The organism is Grimontia sedimenti, assembly GCF_011045095.1.
Taxonomy (GTDB): Bacteria; Pseudomonadota; Gammaproteobacteria; order Enterobacterales; family Vibrionaceae; genus Enterovibrio; species Enterovibrio sedimenti.
Window position 1 is genome coordinate 238,602 of record NZ_JAALDL010000003.1, and the last position, 23,212, is coordinate 261,813.

General features: G+C 48.6%; 17 protein-coding genes. 12 read left to right on the forward strand and 5 right to left on the reverse strand.

The annotated features are described in order from the left end of the window. Positions 1-59: 59 nt before the first annotated feature. From cmoM to mukB, 4 genes are read left to right on the forward strand one after another with little or no spacing between them, the layout of a single operon-like run. Entirely contained in the window at positions 60-842 is a 783-nt protein-coding gene (cmoM, locus tag G5S52_RS06560) for a tRNA uridine 5-oxyacetic acid(34) methyltransferase CmoM (protein WP_165012326.1), read from the forward strand. Positions 843-879: 37 nt separating this feature from the next. Further along, a complete protein-coding gene (gene mukF / locus G5S52_RS06565) occupies positions 880-2,202 on the forward strand; it encodes a chromosome partition protein MukF (RefSeq protein WP_165012327.1) in 1,323 nt (440 codons plus the stop codon). Beyond that, positions 2,183-2,905, forward strand: coding sequence for a chromosome partition protein MukE (gene mukE, locus G5S52_RS06570; RefSeq protein ID WP_046305878.1), 723 nt, complete (start codon positions 2,183-2,185; stop codon positions 2,903-2,905). The genes mukF and mukE overlap by 20 nt, the downstream gene beginning before the upstream one ends. Next, the gene (mukB, locus tag G5S52_RS06575) at positions 2,902-7,362 is read left to right on the forward strand and encodes a chromosome partition protein MukB (protein ID WP_165012328.1); all 4,461 of its coding nucleotides are present in this window, start codon (positions 2,902-2,904) and stop codon (positions 7,360-7,362) included. The genes mukE and mukB overlap by 4 nt, the downstream gene beginning before the upstream one ends. Positions 7,363-7,426: 64 nt before the next feature. Here mukB and G5S52_RS06580 read toward each other — a convergent pair whose 3' ends face one another. From G5S52_RS06580 to G5S52_RS06590, 3 genes are all read right to left on the reverse strand, one after another. Next, positions 7,427-9,742 carry a methyl-accepting chemotaxis protein gene (locus tag G5S52_RS06580; RefSeq protein ID WP_165012329.1) on the reverse strand — a complete coding sequence of 772 codons (2,316 nt, stop codon included), beginning with the start codon at positions 9,740-9,742 and terminating at the stop codon, positions 7,427-7,429. A 330-nt stretch (positions 9,743-10,072) separates the two neighbouring features. Beyond that, the gene (locus G5S52_RS06585; RefSeq protein WP_165012330.1) at positions 10,073-10,579 is read right to left on the reverse strand and encodes a GNAT family N-acetyltransferase; all 507 of its coding nucleotides are present in this window, start codon (positions 10,577-10,579) and stop codon (positions 10,073-10,075) included. Then, positions 10,576-11,286, reverse strand: a complete 711-nt coding sequence (locus G5S52_RS06590) for an aspartate/glutamate racemase family protein (RefSeq protein WP_165012331.1) — start codon at positions 11,284-11,286, stop codon at positions 10,576-10,578. The genes G5S52_RS06585 and G5S52_RS06590 overlap by 4 nt, the downstream gene beginning before the upstream one ends. A 196-nt stretch (positions 11,287-11,482) precedes the next feature. On the opposite strand from G5S52_RS06590, the gene G5S52_RS06595 reads away from it, so the two are divergent. Next, a complete protein-coding gene (locus G5S52_RS06595) occupies positions 11,483-12,394 on the forward strand; it encodes an aldo/keto reductase (protein WP_165012332.1) in 912 nt (303 codons plus the stop codon). A gap of 26 nt (positions 12,395-12,420) precedes the next feature. On the opposite strand, the gene G5S52_RS06600 is transcribed toward G5S52_RS06595, so the two are convergent. After that, on the reverse strand, positions 12,421-13,647 hold the full coding sequence (locus G5S52_RS06600; RefSeq protein ID WP_165012333.1) for an EAL domain-containing response regulator: 1,227 nt from the start codon (positions 13,645-13,647) through the stop codon (positions 12,421-12,423). Between the two features lie 263 nt (positions 13,648-13,910). Here G5S52_RS06600 and G5S52_RS06605 point away from each other — a divergent pair, with 263 nt between their 5' ends. Then, a complete protein-coding gene (locus G5S52_RS06605) occupies positions 13,911-14,801 on the forward strand; it encodes a DMT family transporter (protein WP_165012334.1) in 891 nt (296 codons plus the stop codon). Between the two features lie 40 nt (positions 14,802-14,841). On the opposite strand, the gene G5S52_RS06610 is transcribed toward G5S52_RS06605, so the two are convergent. Further along, positions 14,842-15,333, reverse strand: a complete 492-nt coding sequence (locus tag G5S52_RS06610) for a MarR family winged helix-turn-helix transcriptional regulator (protein ID WP_165012335.1) — start codon at positions 15,331-15,333, stop codon at positions 14,842-14,844. Between the two features lie 445 nt (positions 15,334-15,778). Here G5S52_RS06610 and G5S52_RS06615 point away from each other — a divergent pair, with 445 nt between their 5' ends. From G5S52_RS06615 to mepK, 6 genes are all read left to right on the forward strand, one after another. Next, entirely contained in the window at positions 15,779-17,035 is a 1,257-nt protein-coding gene (locus tag G5S52_RS06615; RefSeq protein ID WP_165012336.1) for an imelysin family protein, read from the forward strand. Positions 17,036-17,118: 83 nt separating this feature from the next. Continuing rightward, positions 17,119-18,495, forward strand: coding sequence for a di-heme oxidoreductase family protein (locus tag G5S52_RS06620; RefSeq protein ID WP_165012337.1), 1,377 nt, complete (start codon positions 17,119-17,121; stop codon positions 18,493-18,495). A gap of 11 nt (positions 18,496-18,506) precedes the next feature. After that, positions 18,507-19,520: an imelysin family protein gene (locus G5S52_RS06625; protein ID WP_165012338.1), complete on the forward strand. Its 1,014-nt coding sequence runs from the start codon at positions 18,507-18,509 to the stop codon at positions 19,518-19,520. 3 nt (positions 19,521-19,523) lie between these two features. Further along, the gene (locus G5S52_RS06630; protein ID WP_165012339.1) at positions 19,524-20,612 is read left to right on the forward strand and encodes a DUF1513 domain-containing protein; all 1,089 of its coding nucleotides are present in this window, start codon (positions 19,524-19,526) and stop codon (positions 20,610-20,612) included. Positions 20,613-20,713: 101 nt separating this feature from the next. Beyond that, positions 20,714-22,354 carry a L,D-transpeptidase family protein gene (locus G5S52_RS06635; RefSeq protein ID WP_165012340.1) on the forward strand — a complete coding sequence of 547 codons (1,641 nt, stop codon included), beginning with the start codon at positions 20,714-20,716 and terminating at the stop codon, positions 22,352-22,354. Between the two features lie 280 nt (positions 22,355-22,634). Next, positions 22,635-23,189, forward strand: coding sequence for a peptidoglycan L,D-endopeptidase MepK (mepK, locus tag G5S52_RS06640; protein ID WP_165012420.1), 555 nt, complete (start codon positions 22,635-22,637; stop codon positions 23,187-23,189). The last annotated feature ends 23 nt before the right edge of the window (positions 23,190-23,212 follow it).

Genomic DNA, 23,212 nt, shown 5'->3' on the forward strand with positions numbered 1-23,212 from the left:
ATTAACGGCAGGCTTATGCGAAAATAAACCCCTTAGCAGACAATGATAACGAAGGCACTGTGACAGAGGATAGAAATTTCGACGACATTGCCCACAAATTTGTTAAAAACATTTATGGCTCGGGCAAGGGAGAAATCCGCCAAGCCGTTGTTTGGCAAGATCTCGAATCAATACTTAGCCGCTTGGGTGAATCCAGTCCATTAGACATTTTGGACGCTGGAGGCGGTTTAGCGCAGTTATCGCAACAAATTGCACATCGTGGACACAAAGTCACCTTGTGTGATCTTTCTTCACAGATGCTCGAACTGGCGGAAAAAGATATCGAAGAAGCAGGCCTTCTGCCGCAATATCGCTTCGTCCACGCGCCTGCGCAGGAAATCGCACAGCATGTTGATAAATCATTCGATTTGATGCTTTTTCATGCGGTGATGGAATGGCTGGCAGATCCACGTGAAGCACTGGATGTCGTACTGTCACAAGTTAAGCCGGGCGGTGTTGCTTCGGTCATGTTCTACAACCAAAATGGATTGCTGTTTAAGAATTTAATTTGCGGCAATTTGACCCATGTAGAAGAAGGCATGCCGCACAGAAAACGTTTTAAACTCCAGCCTCAAAAGGGTCTTCAGCCAGAAGATGTTTACGCATGGATTGAAGAGGCTGGTTTTACTATTTTGGGGAAAAGTGGTGTCCGCACGTTTCATGACTATATGAAAGACACAAGAACGGGCGAGTTCACCTTTGAACAGGTGGTGGCGATGGAGCAAAAACTCTGCCGTCAAGAACCTTTTATCTCGTTAGGTCGCTACATTCACGTGTACGCACAAAGGCCTCTCGAGCCATAACGATTACAAGACTACACGTATACAACAAGGAAAACGGATGAGCGAATTCTCTCAGACTGTTCCTGAGTTGGTTGGTTGGGTGAAGACGAACGACTTCTCCCTTAATCTGCCGCCGGAACGGCTGGCATTTCTCCTTGCCGTTGCTGTACTCAGCAGCGAGCGTTACGAGGAGGAGCTAGGGGAAGGGGAATTGATTGATGCATTCCGTATCGTCAGTGACCAATTCGATCAAGCTAGCGAAACCATCGCGTTTCGTGCGAACAATGCCATCAACGACTTGGTACGCAGCCGCCTGCTAAGTCGTTTCACCAGTGAAATGACGGACGGTGCGAGTATTTACCGACTCACACCGCTGGCACTGGGTATCAGCGATTACTATGCGCGTCACCGCGAATACAGCTCTCTCAAGCTTTCTATCCAACTGTCCATGGTGGCAGATGAGATTGAAAAAGCCCTGACAGCTGCAGAAGAAGACGGCGATGCAGATTTCTGGCGTAAGAATGTTTACGGCGTACTGAAGTATTCAGTGGCCGAAATTTTCGATCGTATCGATCTGAACCAGCGCACCATGGATGAACAGCAGCAGAAAGTGAAAGAAGACATTGCTGCACTGTTAAACCAAGACTGGCAGGCTGCGATTGCCAACTGTGAGCAACTGCTGAACGAAACCTCCAGTACCCTGCGTGAACTTCAGGACACCCTGCAATCTGCCGGGGATCAGCTACAAACCCAGCTTTTGAATATTCAGGAGCAGGTACAAGGCCGCGACGACTTAGATTTCGTTGATGCCATGATCTACAACCTGCAAATGAAGCTCGATCGCATTGTGAACTGGGGCCAGCAGGCGATTGATCTGTGGATCGGTTACGACCGCCACGTTCACAAGTTTATTCGTAATGCCATCGACATGGACAAGAACCGTGCGTTTAGCCAGCGTCTTCGCCAGTCGGTGACAGAATACTTCGATAACCCATGGTTCCTGACCTTTGCCGATGCAGAGCGTCTACGCGATATGCGTGACGAAGCACTGGTACTTCGTGATGACGAAGTGACAGGCGAAATGCCGGCAGAAGTCGAGTTTGAGGAACTGACACTGGTTAACGACCAATTGAGCGACCAAATCTCTGACATGTTGTCTCGTCACCGTACGACGGGCGAGGGCATAGATTTGGGCGTGGTACTGAAAAACTATCTGGCTCAACACCCACAAGCACGCCACTTCGACTTAGCACGCATTGTGATCAACCAAGCGGTTCGTCTTGGTTACTCGCAATCTGACTTGAGTGCGATTCAGCCGGACTGGCAGGCAATTAACGATTATGGAGCCAAGGTACAAGCGAATGTCATCGATAAATATTGAAGAATTTATGCCGGAAGAATTGGCCAAAGCGATTGCCAATCCTTTATTCCCGGCTTTGGATAGTGCGCTGCGTGCTGGCCGCCATATTGCCAGCGAAGATCTGGACAATCATGCATACCTGATTGAATTCGAAAACCCGTTGCAGCACTTCTACCAGCGTTATAACGCGGAGTTGGTGCGTGCGCCGGAAGGCTTCTTTTACCTGCGTCCGCGCTCGACGTCCCTGATTGGACGCGCAGTGCTGTCGGAACTCGACATGCTGGTGGGTAAGGTTCTGTGTTTCCTTTATCTGAGCCCAGAACGTCTGGCGCAGGAAGGTATTTTCACCACTCAGGAACTGTTTGACGAACTGCTGACACTGGCAGATGAGAAAAAACTGATGAAGCTGGTGACACTGCGTGCATCTGGCTCTGATCTGGACCGTGAAAAACTGTTCGACAAAGTGAAGACTTCGCTGCGTCGTCTTCGCCGCTTGGGCATGATTGTGCCAATCGGTGAGAATGGCAAATTCCGTGTAAGCGAAGCGACATTCCGCTTCGGTGCCGATGTGCGTGCGGGAGACGATATCCGTGAAGCACAACTGCGTCTGATCCGTGATGGTGAAGCCGTCATTCACACCCAAGAGCATGCTCAATCAAGCCTGCTGAAAGATGAAGAACACGACGAAGAGCGTGAAGATGATGATCAGGAGGTTCAGGCATGACCCAACGCGGTAAATTCCAATCGCTGACTATGGTCAACTGGAACGGTTTCTTTGCCCGTACTTTTGACATCGACAATCTGGTCACGACGCTTTCTGGCGGTAACGGTGCGGGTAAATCCACCACCATGGCTGCGTTCATCACTGCGATGATTCCTGACCAAAGCCTGCTGCATTTCCGTAACACAACAGAAGCGGGCAGTTCTAACGCGTCACGCGATAAAGGCCTGCACGGTAAATTGAAGCCGGGCGCCTGTTATGCCGCGCTGGATGTGGTGAACTCGCGTAACCAACGTATTCTGTTCGGTGTTCGTCTGCAACAAGTGGCGGGCCGCGATAAGAAAGTTGATATCAAGCCTTTCATCGTTCAGGGCTTGCCATCTGGTGTGAAGCCAACTGACATCCTGATCGAAAACGTATCTGCGAATCAGGTTCGTGTTCGTCAATTGAACGAGGTGAAAGACGCGCTGGCAGACTACGATACGGCGCATTACAAAGCGTTCAACTCCGTGACTGATTATCACGCGCAGATGTTCGAGTTCGGAGCTTTGCCGAAGAAGCTGCGCAACAGCAGCGATCGTTCTAAGTTCTACCGCCTGATTGAAGCATCGCTTTACGGTGGTATCTCGAGCGCAATTACCAAATCCCTGCGTGACTACCTGTTGCCACAAAACGGCGGCGTGAAGAAAGCCTTCCAGGACATGGAAGTGGCACTTCGTGAAAACCGTATGACGCTGGAAGCGATCAAGCTGACCCAGCGTGACCGTGACCTGTTCAAGCACCTGATCACTGAATCGACCAACTATGTGGCGTCCGACTACATGCGCCATGCTAACGAGCGTCGCAAAAAGCTCGAGCTGGCACTGCAGCGCCGCGGCGAACTGTTGGGTTCTCGCCGCCAGTTGGATGATTTCCAATCCACATTTGGCCGCATGACGGATGAATTGGATGCACTGACAGATAGCCAGACTCACTTAGAACAGGACTATCAAGCCGCGTCTGACCATCTCCAATTGGTTCAGACGGCAGTACGTCAGCAAGAGAAAGTTGAGCGCTATCAGGAAGACTTGGAAGAGCTGGCAGTCCGTCTCGAAGAGCAGATGATGGTGGTGGAAGAAGCCACAGAACAACTCGCGATGGCGGAAGAGCAGGCACACCTTTCTGAAGAAGAAGTGGATAGCCTGAAAACCCAGCTTGCTGACTACCAACAAGCGCTGGATATGCAGCAAACCCGCGCGCTGCAATATCAGCAAGCGGTGAAAGCGCTGGAAAAAGCCCGTGAACTAACCGGTAATAACGAGCTTTCACAAGAAAACGCAACCGAATATTTGGGTTCTCTGAAAGCGCAGGAAGAGGCACAAACCTCTGAGCTTTTAAGCCTGAAACACAAGTTGGATCTGTCTTCTGCCGCAGCTAAACAGTTCGAGCATGGCCTTGAATTAGTGCGCAGCATCGCTGGCGAAGTCGAACGTTCTGACGCAGGCGCGAAAGCCCGCGAAGTGATCGCAAAAGGCCGTGAATTCGCGAATCTTGCGGCAAATGCTGAACAGCTAGCTTCACAGCATCGCGACCTTGAACGTCAGATGCGCAGTTTCCAGCAGGCGAAAACTCTGTCTGAGCAGTATCACCGTCAGTTCAACGAAACCGTGGCTTCGGAAGAAGCGGTTGAGTTGGAAATGGCTCGTCAACAAGAACGTCTGGAAACCGCAGAAGAAGCGGTTGGCGAACAAGCGGAGAAAGTCCGCGAATTGCAACGCAGCGAAAACGAAATCAATGCTAAAGCGGTTGAGTTCGAAAAAGTCGCGCCAGCCTGGATTGCCGCGCAAGAAGCGCTGGAGAAATTGGCAGAACAGACTGAGGTTGAGCTTTACGACAATCAGGCGGTGCTGGATACCATGCAGCGCGTGATGGCGGATGAGCGTGAAACTATCTCGACTCGCGATAAGCTGCAAGCTGAGAAACAAGCGCTGGAAGCAGAAATCGAACGTCTGGCGCAGCCGGGCGGCAGCGATGATGCACGTCTGCAATCTCTGGCTGACACCTTGGGCGGCACGCTACTTTCTGAAATTTACGATGACATCACCATTGATGATGCTCCGTATTTCTCGGCGCTCTATGGCCCAGCACGTCACGCGATTGTGGTGCCTGATCTGAAAGGCATTAAAGAGAAGCTGCTGGATCTGGATGATTGTCCGGAAGACCTCTACATCATCGAAGGTGATGCAGACGGTTTTGACGATAGCGTATTTGATGTTGAAGAGTTGGAAGACGCGGTTTGTGTTCACCTGAACGATCGTCAGCTACGTTACTCTCGCTTCCCGAAAATTCCGCTGTTTGGCCGTGCGGCGCGTGAGCACCGTTTAGAAATCTTGCGTGAGAAGCGTGAAGAGCTGGTAGAAAACTACGCCAAAGCCTCGTTTGATGCGCAGAAGCTTCAACGTCTGACCCAAAGCTTCAACCAGTTCGTGTCGAACCACATGAACGTAGCGTTTAACGAAGACCCAGAAGCGGCACTGAAAGATCTGCGTGAAAAACGTGGCAGTGTTCAGCGGCAACTGGGTCAACTTCGCGAGAGCGAGCAGCAGGTTCGCAGCCAACTGACCGGTTCAAAAGAAGCGATTGCACTTTTGAACAAACTTCAGCATGTCGTTAACGCGTTGGAAGATGAAACGCTGGAAGGTCGTCTGGAAGAAGTGGAAAGCCGTTTGTCTCAGGCAGACGAAGCTCGCCACTTCACCCGTGAGCATGGCAAAGCGCTGGCTGAACTGGAGAATCTGGTTTCAACGCTGGATGCCGACCCAGAACAGTTTGATGCACTGAACGCTGCTTACCAGCACGCGGACGAAGCGTTGCAATCGCTGAAGAAAACGCTTTTCGCACTGTCTGATTTGGTCGAGCGTCGCCACCACTTTGGATACGCCGACGCGGTTGAGCTTCTTGATAAGAGCAGCGAACTGAATGAACAGCTGAAAGCTAAGCTGGTAGATGCTGAGCGCGCCCGTACCCGTTCACGTGAACACGTGAAGCAGGTTCGCGATCAGGTGAACCAATACAACCAGCTTCTGGCGTCTCTGAAGAGCTCGCACCAAGCGAAACAAGAAACGGTGGCTGAGTTCAAACGTGAATTGGTTGAGCTGGGTGTTCGCGCCGATGTGGAAGCAGAAGAGCGTGCACGTATTCGTCGTGACGAGCTGAATGCACAGCTATCACAATCGCGCAGTCGCAAGAGCGAGCTGGAAAAAGGCCTGACTTCGATTGAACTGGAGATGAAATCTCTGGTGAAAACACTGAAGAAAGCCGGCAAAGAATACACCGAACTGCGCACTTTCGTGGTGAATGCGAAAGCGGGTTGGATGGATGTGTTGAAGATTGCCCGCAGCAGCAATGTAGAGAAACAACTGAACCGCCGTGAAATGGCGTACATGTCTGCTGACGAACTGCGTTCACTGTCGGATAAATCGCTGGGTGCGTTGCGTCTGGCTGTCGCTGATAACGAAACGCTGCGCGATGCGCTGCGTGCGTCTGAAGACATGGCACGTCCTGAGCGTAAAGTTCTGTTCTACGTAGCAGTTTATCAGCACCTGCGCGAGCGTATCCGTCATGACATCATTCGTACCGACGATCCGGTCGAAGCCATTGAAGAAATGGAAGTGGAACTGGCACGCTTGACGGAAGAGCTGACTCAGCGCGAGAAACGTCTGGCGATCAGTTCAGAGTCTGTGGCGAACATTATCCGCAAGACCATCCAGCGCGAACAAAACCGCATTCGTCTGTTGAACCAAGGCTTGTCTAACATCGCCTTTGGTCAGGTGAAAGGTGTGCGCCTTAACGTCTCGATTCGTGACACCCACGCACAACTGCTGGCTGGTTTGGCTGAAAACGCCGAGCAGCACCAGGACTTGTTTGGTAACAACCGCCTCACCTTCTCTGAAGCGATGGCAAAACTGTTCCAGCGTTTGAACCCGCATATCGATTTGGGTCAGCGTTCACCGCAGGTTCTGGGTGAAGAGTTGCTGGATTACCGTAACTATCTGGAACTGGGTATTGAAGTTAACCGTGGTACTGACGGTTGGCTGCAGGCTGAATCCGGCGCACTGTCGACGGGTGAAGCCATTGGTACCGGTCAGGCAATCCTGTTGATGGTCGTGCAGAGCTGGGAAGAAGAATCTCGCCGTCTGCGTTGCAAAGACGTGATTCCATGCCGTCTGCTATTCCTTGATGAGGCTGCGCGTCTGGATGCGAAGTCAATCTCGACCCTGTTCGAGCTATGTCATCGTCTGGATATGCAGCTTCTGATTGCTGCACCGGAAAATATCAGCCCAGAGCAGGGCACCACCTACAAACTTGTACGTAAGATCTTTAACGACAAAGAGCATGTACACGTTGTGGGCTTGCGCGGTTTTGGTGATGTGGCGAAAACCAGTAATCCTATTCAGGAAGCATTGGAAATCGCAGACTAAACAGGCGACCATTCTTCAACAAAAAAGGCCAGCAGTTGCTGGCCTTTGCTTTTTTAGTGGCCGGTTAGGCGATTTTGAAGATACCGATTTGTTCTGTCAGTTTCTTGGCCTGTTCATTGATGCTGATCGCTGTGCCATCGGTGTTCACGGTTTTCTCAGACACATTCTCAGAAGAGCGGGCAATATTGTTAACATTCATCGAGATTTCTTCGGTCACTGAAGATTGCTCGGTAGCTGCAGTGGCAATTTGAGTATTCATGTCATTAATGTCTACCATCATGCCTTCAATTTGTGCCAGCATTTCATTGTTTCGATTGCAGTTTTCTACACTACTCGCCACGAATTGGTTAGCACCGCTGATACCCTTGACCACTTTGTCGGTCTCCGCTTGAAGCGACTCCACTTTGGCACGGATTTCTTCTGTTGATGTTTGGGTTCGAATTGCCAGCGAACGCACTTCATCGGCTACTACCGCAAAACCACGGCCTTGTTCACCTGCACGCGCTGCTTCGATCGCGGCATTTAAAGCCAAGAGATTAGTTTGCTCTGCAATGCCCTGAATCACGTCAAGTACAGAACCAATGGAGTTACTCTCGGCTGAGAGTTGTTCCATCGACTGTGTCGCTTCGTTCATCTTGTCGGACAGAGAAGAAATTTCGTTAACCAGTTGCTTACCGACATCCGCACTTTGACGCACAGATTGCACTACGTTTTCTGATGATTCAGAGGCGGTATTAGCAAAGTTGGCAACTTCCGATATCGATGCGTTCATCTCTGTTGCAGCAGTAGCCACCTGGCTTGAATTAGACGCCTGTTGATCAACCTCACCACGCATTGAATGAATATTCTGTTGTATATCTGCCGATGCGTCGCCAAGTGCTTTGACGGTGGCGTCTGCGCCTTTGATAACCGTCATAAAGTCATCAAGCATGGTGTTCATTGATGACGAAAGCTGTGCAATTTCATCCTTGCCGCTGGCATCCAAACGCATCGTGAGGTCATGATTTTTGGCGATGCTGGTGATACGTTGGGTGAGATTGGCAATCGGCTTATTAATGCTTGAAGCAATCACCCAAGCGCAAATGATTGCAATGGCAATAATCACAACACCGGTAAGAGCTGCCGCCTGATACAAAGTGGACTCGAGAGCGTGAACCTCGAACAACGCTTCTTGTTTGTTTATCTCTGAAATCAGCGCCCATTGGGTGCCAAGAATATCTATGGGTGTGTAGGCGGCGAACACAGTGCTACCAAGATGATTTTCCGTAGCAACGAAGCCTTTTTTACCTGCAAGTGCCTGGCTCGCGTATGTTGAATTTATAGGCTGCTGCCCTGCAGAAGACTCCGTGGTGGCAATGCGGTCGACCTGTTTCTGTGCTACACCAAATGTGGCAAGTAGTTTTAGGTATTCGTCTTTATTTTCAACCAACATACGAGCTTGAGAACGCATCAGGCCGTCTGGGCCAACCAAGAACGACTCCCCGGACTCGCCCAACCCATCTTCTCGCCACTTCCCGTGGTAAGTCATAATGGTGTTAATCGTATCAATGGGCATTTGGAAAACGAGTACACCGATGTTTTTTCCATCTTTTACGATAGGAGATCCAATGAAAGAAGCGGGGCTGTCGTAGGAAGGGTAGTAGGGTTTGAAATCGACAAAGGAAAACTCGCCTTTGCCTAAACTTTTCGCACCAGTAAAGGCTTCTGCGAGACCGCTGTCTTTGTAAGGGCCTGTTTGGAGGTTGGTCGCGAAGTCGAGCTCTTTGAAAACTGAGTACACGATATTGCCAGAGTTATCGACCAGAAAGATGTCGTAGTATCCAAATGACTCCAAAAAGGTGCGGTAATTGTTGTGGAAAACCTCGTGCACCTCACTGTAAGTCGTACCATCGCTTGCCTTGTCCAGCAGGTGCTTATTACCGAGTGGGTTTTCGTTTAAACCGATATATGCCTGTTGTAGAAGCAATCCGTTTTGACCAATAGTGTCGAGGTTTGAGAGGGCATCTGTACTGGCATTATTGGTTTCCCTGAACGTGGCCCCAAATTCATTCTGGTAATAGTTCTTTAAAATGTCTCCCTGTTCCGCGGTTGGGAACGTCTCTGTAGTGACACTTTGAAAGCTTTTTGCAAACTGAACCATGGCATCCTCTGTCATGGTTGAGTTGGCGAGATTCGTCAATTGTTTGCTGATATTGACGAAGTAATCTTGAACTTCTGCTTTTTTGACTTCTCTGACTGAAAGCAGTTGATTCTCCAACTGATGTTCAATTGCTAATGAAGAAGTATTGATGGCCGTTGCTGTGAGTAAACTCGCTGTCACAATGACAGCGATAGCGCTGATTGCGATAAATGCGGTTTTAATTTTTGTGGAAATTCTCATTGTCACCTTGCTCCATAGAAGAGACATGCGAACCAAATTGGCTTTTTAAAAGTGTAGGAAAGCTTTTGCATAAATTGCTTATTTCGCACAGGAATCTTTGCGAGCGGTCATTAAGGTAATGAAAGTGAAGAGAATTAATTTTTCATCATTAAAAACAGGGGGATAGAAAATCCATTTAGGAAGTGAAATACGGTAAATCTGGAGGTTGGCTAGTAGGGCTGTATGGGTTTATGGTCTTATAAATGGTTTAGTGCAGGTAAGGGAGGTTGGGCAAAGTTTATAAGGCTTTGCCCAATTTAAAATGTATTGATAATGCAAAAAGATAAGTACTCAATTGTTATTTATTGACTTTTCCAAAATAGCAACGGAGTAATACTGGTCAAATTTGTAGCCAACATCAGTCAATAGCCCAACCTGTTGAAAGCCAAACTTTTCATGCAGTTTTATAGAGGCAGGGTTCGGTAAAGTAATCACAGAATAAGCTCTGGATACCGGCGAAGATAACATCTTATTCAAAAGCGCCTCCATCAGTGCTGAACCTAACCCCTTGGCACGAACCTCATGACGGAGGTAGATCGTGATTTCAGAACTGACTTTATAGGCCTGTTTTTCTCTGAACTCGCCGTTATAGGCAAAACCAATCACTTCGCCATGCTCGTTCTCTTTGACCAACACATGGTAGTAACCTTCACTGTTTATCAGCTTTTCCAGCCAGGCTTCACGTTGTTCGATTGTCCATGGCTCGTAATCGAAAGTGATCGAGGTTTCACGCACATAGTGGTTGTATATGTCGTTGATGGCCGGAAGATCTCCGGCCTGTACTGCTCGAATTGTCATACTGCGTCCTTGCTGAACTCAGAGAGTGCGAGTTTAACTGCTGCCTCAGCGTGTAATTCTGTGGTGTCGTAGAGTGGAATAGGAGTGTGCTGCTGCTGGATCAACAACCCTATTTCAGTGCATCCCAAAATAATGCCTTCAACACCACGGGCTTTAAGTGCGTCGATAACAGAAAGATACTGTTTGCGGGAATGCGTGTTTACCTCGCCCTGAACCAGTTCTTGGTAAATGATTTCGTGAACAATGTCCTGATGCCAATCTTCCGGAACACTCACTTGAATACCATGGGAAGCCAGGCGCTCCTTGTAGAATGGCTGTGACATGGTGAAGCGTGTACCCAGCAAACCAACATGTTTGATGCCATCTTCTTTGAGCTTCTGTGCGGTTGCATCAGCGATGTGGAGTAGCGGAATGGAAATCGCGTCTTGAACTTCTGCTGCTACTTTGTGCATGGTGTTGGTACCAATCAGCATGAAGTCAGCGCCAGCGGCTTCCAGCTTTCTTGCTTCTCCTGCTAATTGTTTTGCAGATTTATCCCAAGCATCAGCGCGTTGCTGAGCCTCAATGTCGGCGAAATCGACGCTGCTCATCAGGATTTTGGCTGAATGATGACCACCAAGCGCCTCCCGGACGTATTGATTGAGGAGCCGATAGTAAATTGCTGTTGACTCCCAACTCATTCCGCCAATTAAACCAATGATTTTCATATTCGTACCCTTACGCGCTATTAGGTCTTCTCGAATATATATCGAACAAGCTGAGGAAATAAAACACTTTTTGGGCAAGGGCTGAATCATTTATTGGACGGCAAAGTGCTTTCAATTTGCGGCCTATGTTACATTGTTGGCTTTCCACCTTTGCTGACGTTGCAAAGGAGATACTCAAATAACAGGAGTAGGTTGAGTGACTGCGATTAAACGGGCACAAATAGCACCGCAAGGGCCAGAGCTTTCTGAACTTGTGCAAGGTTATTGGCGGCTGGGCGAATGGGGGATGTCTCCGCAAGAGCGCCTGACTTTCATGAAAAAGCACCTTGAACTTGGCATCACCACGGTCGACCACGCAGACATCTACGGTGGCTATCAATGCGAAACGCTTTTTGGTGAAGCGCTGAAGCTGGAGCCCTCACTACGCGATAGCATGGAGATTGTCTCCAAGTGCGACATCAAGCTGGTGAGTCAGAGTGCACCCGAACGCAAAATTAACCACTACGACACCGGAGAAGCGCATATTCTTCAGTCAGTAGACAACAGTCTTTCCCGTCTTGGCGTGGATAGTCTGGATGTGCTTTTGATTCATCGTCCTGATTGTTTGATGGACGCCGATGAAGTGGCGGACGCATTTGAGAAGCTTCATACCGCCGGTAAGGTGAAGCACTTTGGTGTGTCTAACTTCTCACCTTCCCAATACAACCTACTGCAATCCCGATTGGATAAACCGCTTGTCACCAACCAGGTTGAGATAAATCCAATCAATTTCGACGTTGCGCATGACGGCACCTTGGATCTCATGCAGCAGCTTCGCATTCGTCCTATGGCTTGGTCATGTCTGGGCGGAGGTGCAATTTTCTCATCAGATTCTGAGCAAGCGGTTCGCCTTAGAACCACGTTGACGGAAATTGCGGAAGAATTGGGTGTGACAATGGAACAGGTGATTTATGGCTTTGTTATCCGTCACCCAAGCAAGCCACTGCCAATCGTTGGCTCAGGCAAGTTTGAACGTGTAGAATCTGCAGTACAAGCTATGTCAGTTGAGCTGATTCGGGAACAGTGGTACCGCATTTGGGTGGCGAGCAAAGGTCATGGTGTGCCATAGGCCGTTTCTCACAATTATTTCGGGCGTCAACGACCGGTTCCTTCATAACTGTTGCTGGCGCCAACACCTTTCAGCCAGCTGCTATACCAACTTTGCAACGATTCAATCGGTCTTGGACGGCAAATTAAAAATCCTTGCAACAAGATACCGGGATAGCGTGTAGAAAGGTATTCCAACTCTTCAAAGTGCTCTATACCTTCTGCCACCAAATCAACGTTGAATTTATCGGTGATCTCCGAGAGCGACTGCACAATCACCTGACTGAACTGGTCATGATGAATTTGACTGATCAAGGTGCGGTCAATTTTTACTTCAGTGAAGGGCAGACTCCGAAGCTGCTGCAGATTGGTAAAGCCCGTACCAAAGTCATCCAATGACAGACCATACCCACGAATTCTCAGCCTGTTTAGAGACTCCATCTGCTCAGCGGTTTTCAGTGCATATTCCTCGGTTATTTCCAATACTACGCGGGATTTGTCGATGTTCCGGGTTTTGAAGAGCGCTTCCAACCGGTTAGGTATTTCCAAATCTGCCAACTGTTGTGGTGAGAGGTTGAGACTGATTTTAACTTTGTCACCAAAGATCCCAGAAAGTGCTTCCATGTCGACGGCGGTTGTTTCAGCCAACTGCATAGTCAGCAAGTCCATCAAATCGTATTGAATGGCGGTAGGGATGAATCGACCAGGAAGAATCGCATCAGCCTCACCGGGTTTTTGAATACGTGCTAGCACTTCAAGACTTTCGACACGATTGTTGTCTGGGTTTAACTTGGGCTGGTAATAGGGGATAACCTGATGATGAACGATGCTGGTGATCAGTTCCTCTTTGGTCATTTTCTTGAACTTGAGGAATTTGCGCTCTTCGAACTGGTCCATTCGGTCAAGAATGAGTTGCAGTGCGTCTTTGTTGATGGGTTTTGAGATGTTGCCGAGTAAACACACTTGTTGTTGGCGGGCAACTTCAGCAGCAAGTTCAATTATCCTGACATCTAGGTCAGATATGATGCAGACACCGCCGTTGAAGCGCATATTACCAAGTTCGCGAATCACCCCCATGCCGTCGATCCCGGGCATGTTGAGATCCGTGAGAACGATATCGTATTTAGTGGGCGACTTGTGGATTTCATCTAGTGCCGCTTTGGGATCGTTAAAGGTGGTGACTTCATGAATACCGATGTCTGACAAAAGAGACTTCACCATCATTAAGATGGCGTCAGAATCGTCGACAGCAAGAATCCTTCTGTTCTCGTGCATCTGGTTACTCTCAAAGCTTGTGTATCAAATATAAAACTAGATGCTTAAAGCCAGATTTCAATCAGGTCTGAGTGATGGAATTTCTATGTTTTAGTGGGTTCCAACGCAAATTTTTAATGGTTTGAAAAGGTTAGTGTGTCGGAGACCAATGTAATCCACAAAAAATAGTGTCTTTATTGTGAGCAGCAGAGAGTACCGTATCCGGCCGGTGGCTTTGTGATTCTTCGGATACGCTTCACCGTACGGTATATAAGCAGAGAAATATGGAAATGAAAAAACTGGATGTGATGGAGTTAATGCTACTCGCTGCACTTTGGGGAGGCTCATTCATCCTTATTCGTTATGCAGTGCCGGACTTTGGCCCATTTGCTTTGATACTGGTGCGAGTTGGCCTCGGCGCACTGTTTTTGCTTCCGCTATTAAAACTCAAAGGGTATACCGCCGCTTTCCGTGATAATTGGTTTCACGCTTGTGTCGTCGGGCTTTTTAGTTCGGCCATTCCATTTATTCTTTTTGCCTATGCCATGGTCAGTGTGACCGGGAGTTTTGCATCTATTGTGAATGCAGGCACGCCTATCTGGGGGGCGATTATTGCCTATCTTTGGCTTGGCGAGTCGCTGAACCGTGCTCGGATATTGGGTTTGTTACTGGGTGTACTAGGGGTGATCATCCTGGTTTGGGGCAAGCTGGATTTTGGCGATCAAGGTCTGGGTTGGCCGGTCGTTGCTGTGCTGGGCGCTACTTTGATGTATGGCATTTCCGCGAGTTATACCAAGCGATTCCTGACCGGAGCTCCACCATTGGTGACTGCAACAGGGAGTCAGGTTGGGTCAACAATTGTTCTGTTGCCTTTGGGACTGCTTTTTTGGCCAGAAACTGCGCCAGATTCTGCGGCCTGGATCGCTGCTGCCATCCTGGGTATTGCGTCTACCGGCTTTGCTTACATCCTGTTTTTTAGACTGATTAGCAGGGTAGGGCCAACCAATACGATCGCAGTCACTTTCCTTATTCCGCTATTTGCTGCGGTTTGGGGTGTTGCCTTCCTTGGGGAAGTCATTACGCCGAGAATGCTGGCGGGGGGATTAACGATCTTTGCCGGTACTGCTCTGACGACGGGAATAGTGAGTTTCGGACGAAGGGAAAAGCGCGCATAAAAAAAGAGCCCGAATGGGCTCTTTTTGATCCTGCTTTTCATCACTCAGAACGCACAGGCTCTGCCGTTGTGAGAGGTGTCACTTCCAAAAGTGGTGCCGCGTCAATGTTGTCAGCGTTCATCATTGAAGAGATGCGCTGAACAGAAGAGATCAGCAGGGACTGTTCCCACTCTTCGAGGGACTGGAAGCGGGAAATAAAGCTTTCCTGCAAAGGCTTTGGTGCTTGCTCTAATGCTTTCACACCTTCAGGTGTTAAATGGGCATGAACTTTACGCTTATCCAGATTACTTCTCACACGCACAATCAGGTTACGGTTGGCCAAGCGATCAAGAATTGTGGTCGCTGTTGCCTGACTCATGTTGGTGTGGTTAGAAAGCTGACGAATGGTGACTTCGCCCAGTTCCTGGATTGCACGCATCAGAACCAACTGGGGTCCTGTCAAACCTGCTTCTTTATTCAGTTTTCTAGAATGCAGATCGATAGCGCGGATGATTTGTCGTAGTGCAACCAGAACCTCTTCGTGCTTCTCCATAGAAGCCTCTCCTTTAGACAGCAGGATGTTAAAAATCGCGGGAATTATCGGTATAAAAGATCAAGATTTAAAGACCTTTTACACAGGAATATTGCTGATAGGGCAATAAGCGTAAAAGACGGATACTTTCATCACTGATTCACAGCAGAATGTGCGCCGTTGTTGAAGGAAAAATCCCAGCGATTATCGGATATTAACTTATATTTTAGGTCAACCTTACACCTAAGGCTCAATCTGTCTCAAGCGATGTGACACGAACTTTCTCTCGAACCTCTCATTCATCCTTGAAATAAAATGAAAGTCCCAAAACTTCAACGAATGATCACTCCTGGTTAATCTAAATGATAAAAACTATCAATATCATTTGAATTTACTCGAATGGGAATGTAATAATTGTTGCCGATCGCAACAATTTGTTACAACCACACGCATTCAAGGAATGATTATGAAGCGCTCCACTTTGGCTATTGCCAGCTCTATTTGGGTTCTTTCTTCTGTTTCAACCACCGCAATGGCAGCAACGCCGGACGAAGTCGTTAACCACTATGCAAATCTGGCCCATGCTGTTTACAGTGATGCGCAACAATCTGCGGTGAAATTGGATTCCGCGATTGAGGCCCTCATCGAATCTCCATCTCAAGCGAACCTGGATGCTGCAAAAGCGGCTTGGGTTGCCGCACGCGTACCTTATCAACAATCTGAAGTATTCCGTTTTGGTAACGCTATTGTGGACGACTGGGAAGGTCAGCTGAATGCTTGGCCACTGGATGAAGGCCTGATCGACTATGTAGCAACGGATTATCAATACGAGCTTGGTAATGGTGGTGCAGTTGCGAACATCGTGTCTAACACTAGCATTCAGGTGGGTAGCGAGAAGCTGGATGTCACCACTATTACGCCTGAGCTATTGGCTTCTTTGAATGAAATTGGTGGGTCCGAAGCGAACGTAGCGACAGGTTATCACGCTATTGAATTCTTGCTTTGGGGGCAGGATCTGAATGGCACTCAATCTGGCGCAGGTGAGCGTCCTTACACTGATTTTGCCTACGGCGAAGCATGTACCAACAACAATTGTGACCGTCGACGTGAGTACCTGAAAGCCGCTTCTGATTTGCTCATCGAAGATTTAACTTGGATGGAAAAGCAATGGTCCGCGAACGAGTCCGGTAACTACCGCGAAACCCTTCTGAAAGAAGACACCACAAACGGCCTGCGTAAGATGCTGTTTGGCATGGGCTCACTTTCACTCGGTGAGTTGGCAGGCGAGCGCATGAAAGTCGCTCTAGAGGCGAATTCGACGGAAGACGAGCATGATTGTTTTTCTGACAACACGCACAACTCTCACTACTACAACGAGCAAGGTATCTACAACGTACTGACTGGCTCTTATCAGCGTATTGATGGTTCTGAACTGACGGGCCCATCGCTGCTGGATATGGTGAAGAACAACAACGATAAAGCGGCTGCACAAATCAAAGCAGATTTCGACTCAGCCCGCACTGCCGTTTACCAACTCGTAGAATCTGCTGAGAAAGACAATGTGCATTTTGATCAGCTTATTGCGTCCGACAACGCTGATGGTAACAAGCTGGTGAACAACGCCATTTCGGCATTGGTTCAACAAACCCGCAGCATTGAAACGGTCGCTGCGGAGTTAGGAATTTCCAACCTGAACCCTGACAGCGCTGATCATCAGTTCTGAGTTTGATTCTTATGTTTTATCAAGCCTCCCTGGGTTTTAAGCCTTAGGGAGGCTTCTGTCGTTTAGCTGGTTTTAATGTCGTTATGAAATATATTCCTTTCGCTTTTGCTGTTATTGCCTGTTCTGCTAACGCCTCTGCTATCAAATCCGGTGGAGATACCACGACTAACAAGCAGGGTGTCAATGCCTTCTCACAACCTGCTACCAATCTTCCTATGATTGAGCGCATCGACTTCAGTGTCGGAAATAGCTTTTTCAGAAACCCTTGGGTGAGTGCGCCTGCTTCGACAGATGCAAGGGATGGACTGGGCCCGCTGTTCAACACTAATGGTTGCCAGAACTGCCATATCAAAGATGGGCGTGGTCATTTACCCAAACCGGGCGATGACAACGCCGTTTCTATGCTGATCCGCCTTAGTATCCCTGCAATCACAGATGCGCAGAAAAAAGCGCTGATCATGTCCGGTAACATTCCTGACCCGGTTTATGGCGGCCAACTCCAGGACTTCGCACTTCCGGGGGAGAAGCCAGAAGGTCGGATTGCCCTGCGCTTCGAGAAACACAATGAAACGTTCAAAGACGGCTATTCGGTAGAGCTTCGAAAACCTGTCATCACTATCGAAGATCTGAATTACGGAGACATGCACCCTCAGATAGAAAAGTCTGTCCGTATCGCGCCACCTATGATTGGTCTTGGTTTGCTTGAGTCTGTCACTGAGCAAACGATGAGAGATATTGCCGCAGCGCAACTCAAAGAGGGCAAAGGCGTATCAGGGCGTCCAAACGAAGTGTGGGATGTTCTGCAGGAAAAAACCGTCGTTGGCCGCTTTGGGTGGAAAGCGGGGCAACCCACGTTGATGCAACAAAACGCGGCGGCATTTAATGGCGATCTCGGCTTAACCAGTGCTTTATTCCCAGCGGAGAACTGCACGTCAGCCCAAACACTCTGTGAACGGCTGCCAAATGGCGGTAACCCTGAAGTCACAGAAAAGGTGCTTAATTTCGTTGAGTTCTATTCCCAGCATCTAGCTGTGCCTATGCGTCGAAACCTCGACGATCCCAAAGTGCAACTAGGTGAGAAACTCTTCACCGACGCAGGCTGTGAAAGTTGCCATCAATCAACGCTTCAGACCGGAGAGCGCACTGATAGGCCAGCTCTGAGCAATCAAACCATTCATCCCTACACGGATTTGCTGCTTCACGACATGGGCGAAGGATTGGCAGACAACCGTGGTGAATTCATTGCTAACGGACAGGAATGGCGAACCGCGCCGTTGTGGGGCTTGGGCTACACCGAAGAAGTGAATGGGCATACCGAGTATCTGCATGATGGGCGAGCAAGAAACGTAATGGAAGCAGTTCTGTGGCATGGCGGCGAAGCCGAGAACAGTAAACAACACGTTTTGGGCTTCGATAAAACCCAGCGCGAAGCCCTGATTGCTTTCCTGAATTCGTTGTAGGAGTGGAAGCCATGTTTATTCAATCACCAATGAAAACACTAACGCTTTGCGTGACGCTGTCACTATTATCGGGTTGTTTCAGTGAAGCCGCAGTGAAAGAGAGTGAGCTGGTAATGTGGGAGATGCAAAAGCAATCCACTAAGCGATTTCTCGATGCTGCACGAGCGTTGGAAGAAAGTGTAAGTGGGCTGTGCGAAGCACCTTCTGAAGAAAAACTGAACCAAGCGCAGAACAAGTGGATTGAAACCATGAGAGCCTGGCAGCCTTTTGTGGGAGGGAATTCTGGCAACGAAGTGGCGATGTCGATCAGTTGGAACATCCAGTTTTATCCTGACAAGAAAAACACTACGGGTCGCCAGTTGACCCAGCTTTTGAAGAAAGATGCGGTCCCAACTGCTGAAGAACTGGCTCAGCAAAGTGTTGCTGTGCAAGGGCTTGGTGCGATTGAATGGCTGCTGTTTGATGGGGCAGAGGTCGAATCCATGGACATGCGCTGTCCTCTTACGCTGTCGGTAGTCAGTCGTACTGTGAAATCAGCGGAGGAGCTGAATAGCGCGTGGCAGGTCAACCCTTGGAATGACCTGACTGGGAAGCAACTGGAAGCAGAGACGCTTCGCAGCGTGACCTCCCAACTCGATGCAATTTCAAAGACCTTATCCTTACCGATGGGCAAGCCGGCTTTTCCCAAACCTTATCAGTCACAGGCTTGGCGCTCTGGTCAATCGAATGCGTTTTTGAGAGATGGACTGGTGTCTTTACAACAACGGTACGAATCCATACTCCAACCGCTGTTGGTTGAAAAAGGGCATACCGAGCTTGCCAACCGTTTGGAATCACATTTCAAGTCGGCGGTGAAAAGTGTGCCGGAAAGCAAATCAATGGCACCACTGTTGGCAGACAAGCCGGGTTATCAGTCGTTGATGATCGTTGCTAACAACATTGATTACCTGCAAACCGCACTGAGTGACGAAGTAGGGCCAGCGTTGGGTTTGGTCGTTGGGTTTAATTCGACAGATGGAGACTAAAGGGTGAGTGTGAGCCAAAAGCGCCGCCGCTTGTTGCTGTCTTCATTGGGTCTGCTGACCACAGGGGCTTTAGCGGGTGGTTGGCGTGTTTATCAGAATGAAGCCGATAAAGCGAAGCCAGCGTTTCTTGGTTGTGCCAAAACATCAGACGGGAGTTTCGCGGTAACAGCAGTCAATTCAAATGGGGAGGTTTGCTTCCAAACCTCATTACCCGGGCGTGGGCATGGCATAGCAATAAACCAGAATAGGTCGCTTGCGTATGTGTTTGCGCGGCGTCCAGGACAATTCATTGAAAGCGTCGATCTGGAATCAGGCGCTGTTCGCAACGCGACTTCTCCGCCAGCTGGAAAGTTCTTCTACGGGCACGGCGACGTGCTCGGAAACCAACTCTTTGTCGTAGAGGGAGATATCGCAACCAGTGAAGGCAGTATTGGTGTTTATCACACCCATCGAGATGGCTCACTGACCCGTGTGCGTGAAATTTCTGGCTTTGGTATCGGTCCTCATGAAATGAAGGTTCTCAATGGCACCACACTGGCGGTCGCTGTTGGTGGGATACGCACTGAAGGTAGAAAGAAAATGAACCTGGATTCGATGCAACCGTCATTGGTACTGATGGATATCGCGTCAGGACAGGTGAAAGAGAGACACACCTTAGACGATCCAAAACTGAGTATTCGCCACCTGACGTTGAGTCCAAAAGGTGACGTGGTGATTGCGCAGCAATATCAAGGAGACGCTGAGAACATCGTTCCATTATTGTCAATAAAAAGACCAGGACGTGACATTACGGATCTCAAAGCCAGTAGAGAACAGTGGACGCGTTTTCAGCAATACATTGGCAGTATTGCGTGTACAGATTCGCAGATAGTTGCGACTTCTCCACGTGGAAATTGTTTTGGAATTTGGGACTTAGCCTCAGGCGCACTGACTGAGATGGGATCATTGATTGATGCCTCGGGTGCGACTGCGGAGAAGGACCGTTTTGCTCTCAGTGCGGGTAGTGGGCGATTAGTCATACAAAATAACCAAAAAAGTATTACTTTTCAGCGCTCTAACATCGTATGGGATAATCATTGGGTCATGCTTTAGGATGATGCATTTCTAACCCTTTGTTTTCCAATATTCATAAAAATTCCGCCAGCGAAAACTGCGCCATTTGCCATACTATGATCTCTAACCGGAGGTAGCGCATGTTTTCTGCTCGTACGCTTATCAAGGCACTATTTGTATATGTTGCCATGCCATTGGCCGCTAACGCATTGGAAACTATGGAGTCACCTAATAGTGTCTCTAAAGAAGCCGTGCTGTGGGTCAAACAGGCCGAGCCGGAGCCAGGTGTCGTCAATTTCACTTATGACGTCGCTAAAATTTATGAATATTTCTCTTATGCTCCTATCTGGCATGACTACCGTGCAAAAGACGAGCTTGAAACCCAGATAAATATTATCTCGCTGGCTGGGATCAGTCAGGATTTTGAGTGGCGTGCGGTTATCTTGCGTCAGCTAAGAGCCAGTGGTGACTGGCGCGCGTACGACGTGTTCGCTACTGACAGCCTTCTTGCACTGATTGGTTACATCGAATCGATTCCTGAATTTGGCAAGAGTTGGTATTTCGGTACGGATATCAGTGAAGCTTTGCCGCGCCCAACACTTACGCAAACCAATAATCTGATCGTTTCTGCCAGCAGAAACGAACTTTATGATTTTGTGTTTAAGTTGCGTCCGGATACGCCTCAGTACCGTGAAATGGCAAAAGCGATTGTTGCCCTTCAGGATCAAGAATCCATGTACTGGCCGAAGGTGGCGCAGGGTGGGCTAATCAAGCACGGCGCAAAGCTCGAAAATCCGGATAATCTCATCACCAATCTTGAGCGCCAGGGCGTTTTGAGTACCTATGACGCGCAACGCCTGAAGATTGAGCAAGTGGGTTTTTACAATGCCGTTTTGGTTGAAGCAGTCAAACGTTTTCAAGAAAGGCATGGCTTGAAGCGCGATGGTGTTATCGGCAACAAGACACGCCGCTGGTTGAATATGTCGGTGAACTCCCGGATCCAAATTCTTGCCTTGAATATGGAACGCCTGCGTTTGTGGCCTACAGATCGTGAAAAAATCATTCTGGTAAACATTCCAAACTACGAAATGGAACTGTGGATGGACAGTCAACTTGTGCTCGACAGCAAAGTGGTTGTGGGCCGACCAAGCCGAAGGACACCACTGTTTGAATCGCGCCTAGATTCTGTTGTCTTTAATCCAAGTTGGAATGTGCCAGTTAAGATCATGCGTGAAGACATTTTGCCCAAGGTGCAACAGGACAACGAATATTTGGATAAACACTCTTATACCGTCCTGAGTAGCTGGGTTAATGGATCCGTGATTTCCTCTGAAGAGATTGATTGGGAGAGCGTGAGCCCGAATAATTTCCCATACCGTCTTCAACAGTCACCGGGTAACTTCAATGCACTTGGTCGCTACAAGTTCAATACGCCCAATGGCAATGCTATCTATTTGCATGACACGCCAGCCAAAGGTTTGTTCAGCAAATCGCGCCGCGCATACAGCTCAGGCTGTATCAGGGTGCAGAAAGCGGAGATATTGGCGCAGGTTTTGTTGAGCCGATCTGGATTGGAGTTTGGCGACTACGAATATTACCAGCGTATTCCCGAGACTAAGTGGGTATCGCTGCGTAAGAAGATCCCAGTTCATACCATTTATCAGACTGCGTGGGTTAATGATGACGGTGAAGTACAATTTCGTGAAGACGTCTACCACTACGACGCGCGCCCTAAGCGCAATGCAGCCTTTTCATTAACGGCTAAAAACCAGCAGTCTTAGCCGCTTCAAACCAGATTGTGGTGAGTGTCAGTGTGATGCTTACCACAATTGCATATTTTTACACTCTCCTGACAATGTCTAAAACCCGCTGAAAATCATCAGGAAACGGTGCTGTTTACAGCAGTTCGCTCATTATCGAGACATTTTGGGGTTTGATAAACATTTTCATTATCGCTAGATTCCTCTTGTTTTAAGAGTTGTAACGGGAAAAGCACCGCTTTTAGCGTAGTTAGCAACTCTGATGTTGTATTTAGTACTTTGTGGGAAATTGTTAGTTGTTATGGACGGTTTGGATACCCAGCGTCGTCGCCTAATTCTGGGCGGTGCGGCGTGTTTAGTGGCGGCAGCCTTACCTCAAACGGCGCTCGCTCTGCCGTTGGCAGTCGGTAAACCACGAAATATAGACATGTTAAGCATTAATACCGGTGAACATGCTGATGTTTGCTATTTCAACGGTAAGCAGTATGTAGACAAAGAATTGGCAGTGCTGAATCAGCTATGCCGTGATCACAGACGTAATGTTTCTACCGAGATGGATCCGAAACTTTATGATCTTCTGTCGACTATCTATGACTTGGTAGATGCAAGAAACCCAATCACTATGGTGTCGGGTTATCGTTCCCCAGCGACCAATGAAATGCTGCGTAAAAATGGCGGTGGTCAGGCTAAGAAGAGTTACCACACCACGGGACAGGCTATCGACTTCTTCATTGAAGATGTACCTTTGTCTAAATTACGCAAAGCCGCGTTGGATCTTCAGGCCGGTGGCGTTGGTTATTATCCGCGTAGCGGCTTCATTCATATTGATACTGGGCCGGTTCGCAGCTGGTCATAACTATCGAAGATTTAAAAAGGCGC

Bases quoted from the DNA above. Each gene is read 5' to 3' on its own strand.
- G5S52_RS06625 (WP_165012338.1), top strand. From the start codon at position 18,507: ATGTTTATTCAATCACCAATGAAAACACTAACGCTTTGCGTGACGCTG.
- mukF (WP_165012327.1), top strand. From the start codon at position 880: ATGAGCGAATTCTCTCAGACTGTTCCTGAGTTGGTTGGTTGGGTGAAG.
- G5S52_RS06590 (WP_165012331.1), bottom strand. From the start codon at position 11,286: ATGAAAATCATTGGTTTAATTGGCGGAATGAGTTGGGAGTCAACAGCA.
- mukE (WP_046305878.1), top strand. From the start codon at position 2,183: ATGTCATCGATAAATATTGAAGAATTTATGCCGGAAGAATTGGCCAAA.
- G5S52_RS06620 (WP_165012337.1), top strand. From the start codon at position 17,119: ATGAAATATATTCCTTTCGCTTTTGCTGTTATTGCCTGTTCTGCTAAC.
- mepK (WP_165012420.1), top strand. From the start codon at position 22,635: ATGGACGGTTTGGATACCCAGCGTCGTCGCCTAATTCTGGGCGGTGCG.
- G5S52_RS06610 (WP_165012335.1), bottom strand. From the start codon at position 15,333: ATGGAGAAGCACGAAGAGGTTCTGGTTGCACTACGACAAATCATCCGC.
- G5S52_RS06585 (WP_165012330.1), bottom strand. From the start codon at position 10,579: ATGACAATTCGAGCAGTACAGGCCGGAGATCTTCCGGCCATCAACGAC.
- G5S52_RS06615 (WP_165012336.1), top strand. From the start codon at position 15,779: ATGAAGCGCTCCACTTTGGCTATTGCCAGCTCTATTTGGGTTCTTTCT.
- G5S52_RS06580 (WP_165012329.1), bottom strand. From the start codon at position 9,742: ATGAGAATTTCCACAAAAATTAAAACCGCATTTATCGCAATCAGCGCT.
- G5S52_RS06635 (WP_165012340.1), top strand. From the start codon at position 20,714: ATGTTTTCTGCTCGTACGCTTATCAAGGCACTATTTGTATATGTTGCC.
- G5S52_RS06605 (WP_165012334.1), top strand. From the start codon at position 13,911: ATGGAAATGAAAAAACTGGATGTGATGGAGTTAATGCTACTCGCTGCA.
- mukB (WP_165012328.1), top strand. From the start codon at position 2,902: ATGACCCAACGCGGTAAATTCCAATCGCTGACTATGGTCAACTGGAAC.
- G5S52_RS06600 (WP_165012333.1), bottom strand. From the start codon at position 13,647: ATGCACGAGAACAGAAGGATTCTTGCTGTCGACGATTCTGACGCCATC.